This is a genomic window from Ectobacillus ponti (assembly GCF_024294785.1).
Taxonomy (GTDB): Bacteria; Bacillota; Bacilli; order Bacillales; family Bacillaceae_G; genus Ectobacillus; species Ectobacillus ponti.
In genome coordinates this window covers 113,837-126,448 of the sequence record NZ_JANCLT010000007.1, presented here as the reverse complement: position 1 = coordinate 126,448, position 12,612 = coordinate 113,837, and the positions used below count along the sequence as shown (strand labels likewise).

General features: G+C 48.5%; 15 protein-coding genes. 4 read left to right on the top strand and 11 right to left on the bottom strand.

The features are described from left to right. Window positions 1-126 precede the first annotated feature (126 nt). The 3 genes from NK662_RS14610 to NK662_RS14600 form a co-directional block, all read right to left on the bottom strand. Window positions 127-897 carry a TIGR01457 family HAD-type hydrolase gene (locus NK662_RS14610; protein WP_254759678.1) on the bottom strand — a complete coding sequence of 257 codons (771 nt, stop codon included), beginning with the start codon at window positions 895-897 and terminating at the stop codon, window positions 127-129. A gap of 71 nt (window positions 898-968) precedes the next feature. Continuing rightward, window positions 969-1,607, bottom strand: coding sequence for a helix-turn-helix transcriptional regulator (locus NK662_RS14605; RefSeq protein ID WP_254759677.1), 639 nt, complete (start codon window positions 1,605-1,607; stop codon window positions 969-971). A gap of 19 nt (window positions 1,608-1,626) precedes the next feature. Beyond that, window positions 1,627-2,067, bottom strand: coding sequence for a DUF86 domain-containing protein (locus NK662_RS14600; protein ID WP_254759676.1), 441 nt, complete (start codon window positions 2,065-2,067; stop codon window positions 1,627-1,629). A gap of 155 nt (window positions 2,068-2,222) precedes the next feature. Between NK662_RS14600 and NK662_RS14595 the strand changes: the two genes are divergently transcribed. Next, entirely contained in the window at window positions 2,223-2,489 is a 267-nt protein-coding gene (locus NK662_RS14595; protein ID WP_254759675.1) for a DUF3055 domain-containing protein, read from the top strand. A gap of 30 nt (window positions 2,490-2,519) precedes the next feature. On the opposite strand, the gene NK662_RS14590 is transcribed toward NK662_RS14595, so the two are convergent. After that, entirely contained in the window at window positions 2,520-2,819 is a 300-nt protein-coding gene (locus NK662_RS14590) for a YutD family protein (RefSeq protein ID WP_254759674.1), read from the bottom strand. A 155-nt stretch (window positions 2,820-2,974) separates the two neighbouring features. Between NK662_RS14590 and NK662_RS14585 the strand changes: the two genes are divergently transcribed. Next, window positions 2,975-3,649, top strand: coding sequence for a YhcN/YlaJ family sporulation lipoprotein (locus NK662_RS14585; protein WP_438503624.1), 675 nt, complete (start codon window positions 2,975-2,977; stop codon window positions 3,647-3,649). 42 nt (window positions 3,650-3,691) lie between these two features. Here the strand turns inward: NK662_RS14585 and lipA are convergent, their stop codons facing one another. Then, window positions 3,692-4,588: a lipoyl synthase gene (lipA, locus tag NK662_RS14580; RefSeq protein WP_254759673.1), complete on the bottom strand. Its 897-nt coding sequence runs from the start codon at window positions 4,586-4,588 to the stop codon at window positions 3,692-3,694. A 157-nt stretch (window positions 4,589-4,745) separates the two neighbouring features. Between lipA and NK662_RS14575 the strand changes: the two genes are divergently transcribed. After that, window positions 4,746-5,738: a M23 family metallopeptidase gene (locus NK662_RS14575; RefSeq protein WP_254759672.1), complete on the top strand. Its 993-nt coding sequence runs from the start codon at window positions 4,746-4,748 to the stop codon at window positions 5,736-5,738. A gap of 32 nt (window positions 5,739-5,770) precedes the next feature. Here the strand turns inward: NK662_RS14575 and yunB are convergent, their stop codons facing one another. The 6 genes from yunB to NK662_RS14545 form a co-directional block, all read right to left on the bottom strand. Further along, entirely contained in the window at window positions 5,771-6,541 is a 771-nt protein-coding gene (yunB, locus tag NK662_RS14570; RefSeq protein WP_254759671.1) for a sporulation protein YunB, read from the bottom strand. A 53-nt stretch (window positions 6,542-6,594) separates the two neighbouring features. Beyond that, on the bottom strand, window positions 6,595-6,897 hold the full coding sequence (locus NK662_RS14565) for a YunC family protein (protein ID WP_254759670.1): 303 nt from the start codon (window positions 6,895-6,897) through the stop codon (window positions 6,595-6,597). 50 nt (window positions 6,898-6,947) lie between these two features. After that, a complete protein-coding gene (locus NK662_RS14560; RefSeq protein WP_279664716.1) occupies window positions 6,948-8,333 on the bottom strand; it encodes a bifunctional metallophosphatase/5'-nucleotidase in 1,386 nt (461 codons plus the stop codon). A 344-nt stretch (window positions 8,334-8,677) separates the two neighbouring features. Continuing rightward, a complete protein-coding gene (locus tag NK662_RS14555; protein ID WP_254759669.1) occupies window positions 8,678-10,126 on the bottom strand; it encodes a DHA2 family efflux MFS transporter permease subunit in 1,449 nt (482 codons plus the stop codon). Window positions 10,127-10,256: 130 nt separating this feature from the next. Then, window positions 10,257-10,724 carry a nuclear transport factor 2 family protein gene (locus NK662_RS14550; protein ID WP_254759668.1) on the bottom strand — a complete coding sequence of 156 codons (468 nt, stop codon included), beginning with the start codon at window positions 10,722-10,724 and terminating at the stop codon, window positions 10,257-10,259. A gap of 320 nt (window positions 10,725-11,044) precedes the next feature. Then, window positions 11,045-11,899 (bottom strand): aldo/keto reductase, encoded by an 855-nt coding sequence (locus tag NK662_RS14545; RefSeq protein ID WP_254759667.1) that lies wholly within the window; start codon window positions 11,897-11,899, stop codon window positions 11,045-11,047. Window positions 11,900-12,061: 162 nt separating this feature from the next. Here NK662_RS14545 and NK662_RS14540 point away from each other — a divergent pair, with 162 nt between their 5' ends. Continuing rightward, window positions 12,062-12,607 carry a TetR/AcrR family transcriptional regulator gene (locus NK662_RS14540; protein ID WP_254759666.1) on the top strand — a complete coding sequence of 182 codons (546 nt, stop codon included), beginning with the start codon at window positions 12,062-12,064 and terminating at the stop codon, window positions 12,605-12,607. Window positions 12,608-12,612: the final 5 nt, after the last annotated feature.

Below are 12,612 nucleotides of genomic sequence, written 5' to 3'. Positions count from 1 at the left end.
AACATAAGGATTTGGCTGTTTCCTGAAAAATCCCCTTCAAATATCCTACATATTTTGAGACAGTACGTTGACATGAAAACATGGAAACAAAAAGGACCTCTCTCAAGCTGAGATCGGTCCCTGTTTTTATATCTTGTCCATCCATTCCGTCAGAGAATGAATTGCATATGTCGGCTGCTCCCCATACTCGCGCAGCTTTTCCGGTGTTGTCACGCCCGTGTGCACCATGAGCGTGTCCAGTCCGGCGCGAAGGCCCGCCAGAATGTCTGTGTCATAGTAGTCGCCGACCATCAGCGTTTCTTCCTTGGAGGTGCCGATGATTTTCAGCGCCTGCTCAATGATGATGGGCTCCGGCTTGCCGATGAAGGTCGGCTGCACCGTGGTAGAAACAGCCACAACAGACGTTAAGGAACCGTTCCCAGGCATAAGGCCGCGTTCCGTCGGCAGCGCGATGTCAGCGTTTGTGGAAAGGAAGGTTGCCCCTTTGCGCACTGCGAGGCATGCTTTTGCCAGCTTCTCATATGTAATTTCGCGGTCCAAGCCCGTAATGACGAAGTCCGGATCCACATCGTTCATCGTGAAGCCTTTTTCCTGCAGCGCCGCTTCCAGCCCTTCTTCTCCGATCATGTAGACAGAAGCATCCGCTTTGCGCTCCGCAATGAAGTTCGCTGCTGCCTGGCTGGTTGTGAATACCTGCTCCGGCGTTGCCGGAATGTCCATGCTCATAAGCTTGTCCGCCACCTGCTCCGGACGGCGGGTGGAGTTGTTTGTTACGAACAGGTAGGGAATGCCCTTTTCCTGCAGCGCTTTTACAAAATCACTTGCCTCTTCAATCTTTTCCTCTCCGCGGTACATCGTACCATCGAGGTCAATGAGATAACCCTTGTACTTCTTCATGGCTGTACTCCTTTTAAATATGTAGTCTTCCTTATCTTAACCTGTTTTCAAACAGAAAAAAACGCTTCTGCTCAAAGCGTTTTCTCGGTAATGCGGTAGGTGCAGGCACAGTCGCCGCCGGAGACGCAGGAAATGAGTGCCACTTCCGTGTCGGGGAGGAGCTCCTGATACATATCTACCTCATTGTCACAGAGGGCGGGGAACTTCTCAGCCACCGACAGAAGCGGGCAGTTCTGCTTTTTCATAATGAAATTTCCTTGGCTCTCGAGCTCCATGTGTGCCATGTAGCCGTTTTGCTGCTGGGCGGCAATGACCTCAGCCAAGCGGGAAAAGGTGGTCGGCTTATCCAGCAGCCGCTGCTCCAGCAGCTCCTTCATCCGGTCCGTTCTTGCTTTCAGCAGCTGCTCCACAAGATTGGCATGGCCCAGGTCTGACAGGCTCTCCAGCATTTCCATGGCAAAATCCTTGTACTGCTTCGGAAAGATATCCTCGCCCTTGGCGCTCAACGTGTACACATACGTAGGGCGGCCAATATGCTGGCGCACCAGCGTCGCCTGAATATATTCGTCCTTCTCAAGCTTGCTGATATGGCGGCGCACCGCCATTTCCGTTACGCCCAGTTCCCGTGCCAGCTCTGTGACTGTCATTTGCTTCTTGGCCTTTAACAGGCTGAGAATTTCCTCTTTCGTGGAGCGTGTGTTCATGTCCATCGTTTCTTGCTCCCTCCGCTTACGAATTCGAAAAAGCCGATACCGGACCGAGCTCCTGCTCCAAATAGCGACGTACGTGAGATGGATAGGCCGCCAGCACGGCGAAATGCTCCCGCAGCACAGCCAGCACTTCCTCATGCTGTACGGCGATGTAATCCTGAATCAGCATTTTACGCAGCCGCACAACCTGCTTGAGTGCTGTGCCTTCCTCCGGCTGCACAACCTTTTCGTCTGTCAAAATCTCGATAATATCCTCATAGCTGCCCGGGTCCCGCATAATGAACCCGTCAATCATGGCATTGCCGACGTCCAGCACGCAATCGATTGCCAGTTGCGCAAGACGCTCCAGTGCATATTGATTTATCCGGCAGCTGAAATCCTGTTGCTCCTGAAATGCAGCCAGCACGTTTTCGAGATGCTGCAGTGTTTGTTCAATTTTCTTCCGGTCCACAAAGTACATCGTATTCAACCTCGATTTCGTTGGGAAATTAAAGCACTTCTCCCTTTATTCTAATGTGTTTTCACAAAAAAATCAGCAATTTTTCGAATTTCGCTTTGTGCCATTCTCTGCTATAGTTAATATGTAAGGGATTGCATACAAGGGAGAGATACACAATGTCAGAACGCTTTTACTTATATGATGATACAGTGGCAACACAAACGCGCTTCATCAGCTTTATGGGCGAGAACCAGCGCCACGATTTGGCTTTGATTACATCTGACCGTTATTACGGCAAGACGCTTGTACTCGATATTTTGCGCAATAAGTTTGCAATTATCGGCCGCGATGATTTGGAGGAGCCGGGCTACCTGGAGTATGCCTACAGCATCGATGAGGAAACAGCAGAGGAACTGCGCTCCTTCTTGGAGGAATTAATATAAGAAAAGCGGGGGAAGCTTCCCCGCTTTTTTTCATTTTCTCAGCTTCTTCAGCACAAAATGGGCGCATCCGAAATTACAGTACTCATACAAGTACTCGGACAAGGTGCTGATTCGCGTATCATATGTCGCCCGCTGGCTGTTGTCTTCAAAAAAGCCGCGCAGGCGCAGCTGGCCATAGCCCCAGTCTCCTACAATGTAGTCGTACTTATTTAAAATATCCGTAAAGCGGGCCTTAAACACATCTTCCTTAAAGGCCTCGCGGTATTCATGCACCAGTTCATAAGTCAAATTGCTGACTGTCACCACTCGTTTTACACTATGCTGCTCCATTGCCGCTCTCCTTTCGCTTTGCTTGTATATGCAATCCTCACGGGAGGCTTGGTTTTCCAAGGTTATCCCTATCGTATCATAAAGAACCCTCTCCAACAATTTCTAATCTGAAAAGATGGCCGGCGGCAGATAATAAGGCTGAGGGGGTGTATGAAATGAGAAAGCTTTTACTTGTCACACTGTCCAGTCTGTCCTTGTTGACCGCCTGCCAATACGGCAATCGCACTGCTGAGCAGCAGCCGCTTGAGCGCGTCAATGAACCGGGCACCATGCAACAACGCGGTACGGCAGACCAGGAGTCTCTGCAGCAAGAGCAGGGAAGCCGTGTGCTGCTGTCCAATCGGGAAAATGGCAAGCTGTATGGGACAAACCGTGCCAGAATGAGCAGGGAAACCACCCAGATCGGCTATACCCGCAAGCAAAAAGGGGACGCGAGTGTCGGCACAAGCCAGAATTCCTATGTCGACCGCGGCACCCTGTCCAATATTATTACCGATATGGCCGTCCAGCTGCCTGATGTGACCGATGCGGCCACGATGGTGACGGATGATGAAGTGTTCGTTGCCTACCGCGCCAACACTACAAACCGCAAGCTGGTGGCTGACCAGGTCTACAAAACAGCCGCCTCCGTCGTGCCGCGCTACTACCATATTTATGTGTCGCCGGAGCAAAAGCTTATGACGCAAATGGAGGGCTTAAAATCCGGCAAGCTGAATAACACAGAGTACGTGCAAACCGTGGAAATGCTGAAGCGCCAAATGGTGAAGACCTCCGATATCAATCTGCGCAACCGTGATAACCGCGAGGATCTGGACAACATGATGGACTAAAAAAATGTCCCGGAAGGCTCTTCCTTCCGGGACATTTGCTGTTTACTTCGCCTGAGCTGTATTCTCTTGCGCGGAGCGCACCTGCTCATCCGCATGGTAAGAGGAACGGACAAGCGGGCCGGCTTCACAGTGGCTGAAGCCCTTGCCGAGGGCAATTTCCTTCAGCTCCGCAAACTCTGCCGGTGTGTAGTACTTAACAACCGGCAAATGCTTTTTGGACGGCTGCAAATACTGGCCGATAGTGAGAATATCTACATTGTTGGCGCGCAGGTCATCCATGGCCTCAATCAAGTCTTCCTTTGTCTCGCCAAGTCCGATCATGATGCTGGACTTTGTCGGAATGTTCGGCTGCATCTCCTTCGCACGGCGCAGGAATTCCAGTGAACGGTCATACTTCGCGCGGGCGCGGACACGGTCGGACAAACGGCGGACTGTTTCAATGTTATGGTTCAAAATATCCGGTTTTGCATCCATCAGCATACGCAGGTTCTCTTCCACCCCGCCCATGTCGGAGGGCAGTACCTCAATTGAAGTGAACGGGTTTTTACGGCGTACCGCACGCACCGTTTCCGCAAAGACAGCCGCCCCGCCGTCCTTTAGATCATCACGTGCCACCGCTGTGATGACAACGTGCTTCAGGTTCATTTGCACGACAGAGTCTGCCACGCGTTCCGGCTCCTGCAAATCGAGCTCAGTCGGCAATCCTGTTTTGACCGCACAGAACCGGCAGGCACGTGTACAAATGTTGCCGAGAATCATGAATGTCGCAGTACGGCGTACAGCCCAGCACTCATGGATATTCGGGCACTTCGCCTCTTCACAGACTGTATGTAACTGCTTTGAGCGCATCATTTTTTTCAGGCCTGTATAGTTCTCATTTGTGTTGAGCTTAATCTTCAGCCACTCGGGCTTACGTAAGTATTCTGTTTCTTTTGCCATCTTTATCACTCCTGACTGCTTCTACAACACATCTATTTTACCGGAACATCTCAAAATGCTCAAACATTGCTTTCCTTTTACCAGTAATTTGCTCTTATGAAATAACGTCCGTATCTCACACTATAGATAGCAAGAGCTTGGAAAGGGGGCGTATGTAGTGAGGAAAAAACTCCTGCTTCTCTTTTTCCTTAGTTTGCTTCTTTTTCAAGAGAAAGTATACGGGCAAACGGATCAAGAGAAGATGTACGATGAACGCATGGCCTTATATAAGGAAATGGAGACACTTTCCTTCATTCCTTGGTACTATTATGCTGCCATTGACCAGTATGAGCGCAATATCCGCGCAGTCCGGCGCGACATTCCGAAGCGGGAAGGCGGCGTGATCTCCATCTACTTCAAGCCGGAGCAATGGGCGGGCCCGCTGAACCCGGACCAGCAGGATAAGGATCCTTATACCATCAGCCTGTTCGGCGGCATCGGCATGGACGGTGATGGCGACGGCTATGCCGATCAAACGAACGACCGCGATCTGCTGTATACAATGGCGCAAATGCTCAGCTACTTCGGCAGCGACCACGACCACTTAAAGATGGGGCTGTGGGAATATTATCAGCGGGCCAAAACGGTGGAAATGATTATTGGCTTTGCCCGTATCTACTCGCATTATGACCGCATTAATATGGAGGGCAATGCTTTTCCGATGCCGGTCCGCGCCAACCATAGCTATCGGAGCACATTCGGCGCCCGCCGCAGCTTCGGCGGACGGCGCTCGCATGAGGGGACTGATATTTTTGCGGGCCATGGCGTTCCCGTCCGTGCAACCTGCTATGGAATTATTGAGATGAAGGGATGGAACCGACTTGGCGGCTGGCGTATTGGTATCCGTGATATTAATAACAACTATCATTATTACGCGCACCTCGGAGGCTTCGCCCAGGGCATTTACCGCGGCCAAATCGTTGAACCGGGCACGGTTGTCGGCTTCGTCGGCAGCACGGGCTACGGACCGCCCGGCACCGCAGGCAAATTCCCGCCGCATCTTCACTACGGGCTGTACAAGGATAATGGCTACAACGAATGGGCCTTTGATCCGTACTATCACCTCAGTGTTTGGGAACGGCAGGATTGGCGGAAACTGAAAAACCGATGAAAAAGCACGGGAGCATTCCCGTGTTTTTTCTGTTACTCCTTCTTCTTTGCCGGCAAAGCCGGTGACATGCCGCTGCCGGTGCCGCCGTTAAAGTACTCCGGCACCTTCCCCTGGATGAGCAGCGTTTTGATCGGCACATCGGTCTTTACCACTGTTTGCTTTGTTTCGAATGGAATGATGACCTGCACCGCCACCTCCACCTCCATCACAATCTTCAGGATGGTGTTGTTGATGCCGGAGGGCTCGATCTGCTGGCGAATATTCGGCTGTACATCGCCAATAACAGTAAATTTAACAGGAATATCCGGGCCAAGGTTGGCAAGCAACGCATTTTTCGTAATCTGTCCAAGCGGGACGGACAGCGTGATGCCATCTTTATTATTTTGCTCCAGGTGCAGCTTTGGGTCATTTTCAATGCCGAGCGAGACACTGTTTCCTTTTTCGGCCTCATGCAAGTACTTCTCTACGGAAGCGGTGGTCTCCGTCAAGATATCATTGACGATTTGCGAGTTTAAGTCTGCTGCGATGACATTCCCATCCTTATCCTTCTCCAGCTTGACAATTTTGTCCGAATTCAGGCCTTCCTTCACACGCTCCTCAACGGCTTTTGTGATGACAACAGTCGCCAAGCGCTTTGTCTGCATTTCGGCATATGTAACAAGTGTCGGTTCAATGCTCCGGTTCACAATCCACAAGCCTTGAATCGTCATGAACAAAAAAATGATAAATGAGATCAGCAGTACATACGGAAAAGGCAACGGGCCGCGGCGCAGCCGGAAGGTACTGGGGCGGTATCTTCTCATGTAAAAATCCCTCCTTCCTTATCATATGTATGCAGGAAGAAGGGACAATATTGTCAGATCATTTTCAACAGCGCTTCCCGGCCGATGGTTCCAGGCGTGATGCCCCGGGCCTCCGCTTCGTGAGTCACGGATTCCAGCGGCGCATCCAGCAGCTGCTCGATCGTCCGGACGCCGACAGCACGGCCGGCAATAATGCCGCGGTCGCGCAGCTTTTCATTTAAAAGGCCGACATCAAGCGCACCGCACATAATATAGCCTTTGTCACTCATAACCGCAAGAAGAATCGTCTTCGGCAATTGAACGCTGACTGCTGTGAACGGATGGCCTTCAATCATAATTGGTTCAAGCTTTACCACACATATCACGCTCCTCTCCTTCTATCTGTATGAAGGAAAGAAAGGATATGTTATGAAAAATTCATGGAACTGTGCTGCACGAGCTTATGCCGCAGTACATCACGCAGCGTTTCCGGCAAAAAGTAGTGCGTGCCGGGCACATGGGTCAGCTCCGGGAATAAGTAGCCGAACGTGAACATGTCGAGCGTGCCGATGGTGTACATTCTGTCCGGCTCCAGCGGTTCGCCGTTCACCAGCACCTCCCGCAGGAGAAGCTTGTTCCCGGGAATCTCATCCGGTGTAAACTCCAGGCCGGAGTAAATCATCTTCCCCATCACCTTGCCGCGGAAGCCAAAGCCCTTAACCTCCAGCTGCTCTGTCTGCGGCCGGCGCGCCCGGATGATAACCTCACGCAAGATTTTACCGCTGACGGCCATGCTGCACGGATTAATGGGATGCGGACAGATGCGGTGCAAATCTCCCTTGGTTACAGCCCCGCTTGGCAGTGATTCCAACAGCACGCCGGCATTGACCATCCCGATTTCCGTACCGCACCATTCCTTCACCGCGTCTGCCAGCATGCCTGCAAACGGCGTCTCCGTGAACCAGTCAACGGTGAGCTCCTCCGGCAATTCTGCCACCTGCTCCTGTAGGGACAGCACACTGTTTTGCTCGAGCTGCCGCAAAGCCTGCTCTGTTTTGTGGTGGCCGCCAAGCAGCTTGGAAGCGATTACGCGTGCCTGCTTGCCCTTCACCTGCTTGGTGTCTGCATCCATGCACAGCTGCACATGGCCGACGTAATTTCCCCATTTCCCCGTACAGCAAAGCAGCGTCCCGTTCACCAGAAGCCCCGTTTCAAATAAATGATGGGTATGGGCCCCCAGCACTACATCCACGTCATAATGCTGCCCGATATATTCATCCGCATCGCGTCCAAGATGAGAGAGCACCACTACAATGTCCGCCTGCCCCTTCACCTGGCGCAGCGCCTCTTCCAGCTCCGGCATCGGGTCCGTTACCGACCAGCCCAGCTGGGAATAGAAGGTGTTATAGGCAACCGTTAAGCCAATGAAGGCAATGGTAATGCCGGACTCCGTGCGCCGCAGCTCATACGGCTTGACCCAAGCCGGCCGGCTGCCGTCACGCTCATATAAATTGGCGACCAGCACCGGAAAGTGTGCCTCTGTATACAAATCATCCAGCTGCGCTTTATCCAACGTGATGCCTTCATTATTGCCGATGGTGGCAAAATCATAGCCCGCTTCATTCAGCAGCGCCACGTTGCCTTTGCCATATGTCGCCTCTGATATAGGATGAAACCGGTCTACATGGTCACCGATATCGAGCACAAACACATCCTCCCCGTGCTGGAGGTGATGCTGCTTCTGCTGCTGCAGATAACTGGACAGATGAGGCCAATATTCAAAATGACTATGCAAATCATTTGTATGATACAGATGGATATGTATTTCGCCGTCTCGTTTCAGGGCCGCTCTCTCCTCTCTCTCGTATGAACATATTTAACAATAATCCGGCTTGTTTCGCAATGATTTCTTCTTATTAGCATATGCTTGGCTGCGGGGAAACATCAGTCGCAGACCGCAAATGCTGTGCACTTACGGTCAATGTGATGCTTCCATTGGACATTTGGCGTTTTATTGGCCAGTTTGCTTTCCATGAATCGGTTCCCGAAGCTCCTTGCTCCATCCAAAGTCACCGCTTATCGTTCAAACTATACAAAAAACCTCATGCCACAGGGACATGAAGCCTTCATCTTCCATATAAACCCACCGTCTGCACCTTAATTTGTAGAAGGCACCTCTACTTGGTTTACTTTGCCACGGCGTATGAAGAGCGCTGTGATGAAACCTATCAATGCTATGACCATTGCGTACAGGAACACGTTATGCGACCCGAACGTCATCGCTTTTGCCATTTCAGCCGGCCCTGTCGGTGCAGTGGAGGATTGCAAGCAACGATTGATACTGCCTGATAGAATGCTGACGGAAACAGCTGTGCCGATTGCGCCGGCCACCTGCTGCAGAGTGCTTATAACTGCTGTGCCGTGCGGGTATAATTCCGGCGGCAGCTGGTTCAAGCCGTTGGTTTGAGCAGGCATCAGCACCATGGAGGAGCCAATCATAAGCCCGATGTGCAACACTACGATTAAAGCCAATGAAGAAGCGTTGGATATACCTGTGAAAAACCATAACATAACCGCCATAATAGCGACTCCCGGTATCACAAGCCATTTGGGACCATATTTGTCGTACCAGCTCCCCATGCGCGGCGCCAGAATACCATTGAATGCACTGCCCGGCAACAACATGAGTCCAGCAGCTAATGTAGAAAGTCCCAACCCGTTTTTGTTTTGCAGATACATGGGCAGAATAATCATGGTTGACATAAAAATCATCATACATGCGACAACCATAATCACCCCAACAATGTACATTGGATATTGAAAGACGTGTAAATTCAGCAATGGTTGTTTCATCCATATTTGACGTAGAATGAATAGGCACAGTGCGACAAACCCAACTATAATCGATGTCAACACAACTGGACTTGTCCATCCTTCAGACCCTTCACCTGCCATGCTTAAGCCAAACACAACTCCTCCAAATCCAAGCGTTGAAAGTGTGACGGACAACAGATCAATACGAAGCTTCGTGACTGCAGTAACATTTTCTACATACTTCAGGCCTACTAAAAACCCGATTACCAAAAACGGAAGTGAAAGCCAGAAAATGAAGTGCCAGGATAAATATTGGATGATTACACCTGCCACAGTTGGACCAAGTGCAGGAGCGAACATATATACGAGTCCGACTGTTCCCATGGCAGCCCCGCGCTTTTCCTGTGGATACACGACAAGAACTGTATTGAAAATAAGAGGCATCAACAAGCCTATGCCGATTGCCTGCAGAACTCTTGCCGCCATCAACATTTCAAAATTCAATCCAATCGCCGCAATCCCTGTGCCGATGATTGAGCTTGAGAGTGCGCAGATAAACAACTGTCTGGTCGAAAACCTCTGCAGCAACAATCCGCTGATTGGACTCAAAATACCAAGAACCAGCAAAAATCCCGTCGTCAACCACTGTGCGGTCGCAGCTGAAATCCGGAACACTTCCATTAGATTGCTGAGTGCAATATTGAGGGCATTTTCGCTGAGGATACCGACGAAACCACAAATGAGCAAGGAAGCCATGATTCCCCTAGTGTTATACTGTTTATTTATTTCCATCTCAATCTCCTCTTCTTTACTATTTACTTAATTTGAAACACAAAAGATGGGTCAACACATCGGAATGGTTAACCCATCTTTTTTATGGGAGCATGCCCCATTCATTATCCGAAATTGCAAGTTTCCGCAATTATTGATTTAGTTCTTTTCTATCAGTCCACACAAAATTTGATGTTCTTTTAGCAATTAACCATTTTCCGTTTTCAAAAACGTACTCATCTTTATAACAAACTGCTGATGCATTGTTTATCTTTTTCCCATTTTCATTACTAATAAGGTCTACCCGGCAATAGAGAGTTCCTTCCGCATGAGTTCCCTTTATTGAAACTACATGTTGGCCATTGCTATGATAAACGGTTTCGAAATTTGCAAGGAAAGCTTCAAAAGCACCTCCAATTTCTTGGGTCCCCTTCAAACTTGAAGTTAACGCTCCGTTTACGTAAGAATCCACAGTTGCCTCTTTCGTAAAAAGTTCTGTTTGCTTCCAAACTTCTTTCTTGTCCGCCAGTATGGAAAAATGATCAACAAGTTCTCTAAGAGCTCTTACATTTTCCAATTCGTGAATTCTGTCTTCCAATGAGTTTTGATTCTGTGCCATTGTTTTTTCCTCCTGATTTTTCTTTCGTAACCATATATGGTTCAACCATCGAGGTTATTTGATTTACTCAAAATTGGTATTATTAGAAACATCGCGCCAATTATCCTATTCGGAAAGGTGTGTACAATAAAACTGCTCGACTGTTCCAACCATACCCTTACCGACTAATAGGCGGAATGAAGGGTTGGAATCGTTCACCGCTGCGATCAGAGCCTTAGCGAGTTTTGTAGGATCACCCGGCTCTTTACTGTGGAACGAAATGTACATGTTGTGCATGGCCTCCCGCACTTGATTGTTCGCGCTTGTCATTGCTTACTATCTTATTCCATATTGACTTTATAGCTGTTGAGATTTCTTGCCCGTTCAATATCGCTAATGTCATGGTACAAGCCTTTTTTGGTTTCCAATTTGGCAATCCGGTTCATATCTTCCGCGTTTAACTCAAAATCAAAAATATTGAAGTTTTCGCGGATTCTTTCTTTACGCACAGACTTTGGAATAGCCACCACTCCTCTTTGCGTCAACCATCGCAGGATAACTTGCGCTACAGATTTGTTATGCCGCCCAGCAATGGATGCCAAAACATCATTTTCAAAGATGTTATTTTTCCCTTCGGCAAGAGGTCCCCAGGACTCTATTTGAACATGATGCTCCTTCATAAATTCAGCACTTTCCGCTTGTTGGAAGAAAGGATGGACTTCCACCTGATTTACAGCAGGTATGACTGTGTTATTCATAATCAAATCTAACAGACGGTCTGGCTGAAAGTTGCTGACCCCGATTGCCCTGATTTCCCCTTGCTTGTTCAATTCCTCCATAGCACGCCAGGAACCATATACATCACCGTACGGCTGATGAATTAAATACAAATCCAGATAATCCAATTGCAATCTTTTCAGTGATTTTTCAAATGCTTTCTTTGTGTTCTCATATCCGGCATCCTGAATCCAAAGTTTTGTCGTAACAAATATCTCTTCTCTTGGTATACCGCTGCGCTTTATGGCTCTGCCGACTGCTTCTTCATTTTGATAAGCAGCAGCGGTATCAATCAGTCGATAGCCTTCCATTAAGGCGTCATATACGCATTGTTCGCATTCTTTTGCATCAGTAATTTGGAAAACGCCAAAGCCGAGTATCGGCATCTCAACACCATTGTTTAAAGTCACCTTTTGCATGTATATACCTCCCCCTGCTTCTTTTCCATTCATATTGATGGTTTAATACTCACATGTGTATAATATAACAAAAAGAGAACGGAACCTATGACCAATTTCATGCGTTTCGTGCATTAATACACACATAAAGAGGAATTGTGAATTGTTTCGGAGGACATATGTATGAAAAAAGTGGATAGAAGAATTCTAAAATCACAAGAGGCAATTAAAAAGGCATGTATTGAACTCCTGAATGAAAAAGGGTTTGATAAAATGACCATACAGGATATTTCCGACCGGGCAAACGTGAATAGAAGGACTATTTATCTTCATTATTCGGATAAATTTGATCTTTTGGATAAAATGATTGAAGAACACATTATCCATTTGCGGCAAATGTTTGAATCATTATTAGAAACGGACATTATCACGGCTGGACAGACATTTTTTGAATATTTCGAGAGCCATTATTTATTCTTTTCTACAATGATGGTCGGTGGAGGAGCGCCATATTTTCGTGCTCAATACCTTGAATTATCCGTTGAGTTATTAAAAACTGAAGTCGATGTCAGCGAAGGTAAAAATCAGGGGTTAGATAAAAATATTATCCTTCGATTTGTTGCAGCAGCTTACGTTGAAATAGTGGAATGGTGGCTCAAGGAAGGAATGCCTCATCCCCCCCGCGTTATGGCAGAACAGTTGGGAGAATTGGTAGAGAGAATATTATAGTTAAC

Excerpts from the sequence above, each read along its gene's own strand:
- NK662_RS14610 (WP_254759678.1), bottom strand. The coding sequence starts at position 897 with ATGAAGAAGTACAAGGGTTATCTCATTGACCTCGATGGTACGATGTAC.
- NK662_RS14605 (WP_254759677.1), bottom strand. The coding sequence starts at position 1,607 with ATGGACATGAACACACGCTCCACGAAAGAGGAAATTCTCAGCCTGTTA.
- NK662_RS14600 (WP_254759676.1), bottom strand. The coding sequence starts at position 2,067 with ATGTACTTTGTGGACCGGAAGAAAATTGAACAAACACTGCAGCATCTC.
- NK662_RS14595 (WP_254759675.1), top strand. The coding sequence starts at position 2,223 with ATGTCAGAACGCTTTTACTTATATGATGATACAGTGGCAACACAAACG.
- NK662_RS14590 (WP_254759674.1), bottom strand. The coding sequence starts at position 2,819 with ATGGAGCAGCATAGTGTAAAACGAGTGGTGACAGTCAGCAATTTGACT.
- NK662_RS14585 (WP_438503624.1), top strand. The coding sequence starts at position 2,975 with ATGAGAAAGCTTTTACTTGTCACACTGTCCAGTCTGTCCTTGTTGACC.
- lipA (WP_254759673.1), bottom strand. The coding sequence starts at position 4,588 with ATGGCAAAAGAAACAGAATACTTACGTAAGCCCGAGTGGCTGAAGATT.
- yunB (WP_254759671.1), bottom strand. The coding sequence starts at position 6,541 with ATGAGAAGATACCGCCCCAGTACCTTCCGGCTGCGCCGCGGCCCGTTG.
- NK662_RS14555 (WP_254759669.1), bottom strand. The coding sequence starts at position 10,126 with ATGGAAATAAATAAACAGTATAACACTAGGGGAATCATGGCTTCCTTG.
- NK662_RS14550 (WP_254759668.1), bottom strand. The coding sequence starts at position 10,724 with ATGGCACAGAATCAAAACTCATTGGAAGACAGAATTCACGAATTGGAA.
- NK662_RS14545 (WP_254759667.1), bottom strand. The coding sequence starts at position 11,899 with ATGCAAAAGGTGACTTTAAACAATGGTGTTGAGATGCCGATACTCGGC.
- NK662_RS14540 (WP_254759666.1), top strand. The coding sequence starts at position 12,062 with ATGAAAAAAGTGGATAGAAGAATTCTAAAATCACAAGAGGCAATTAAA.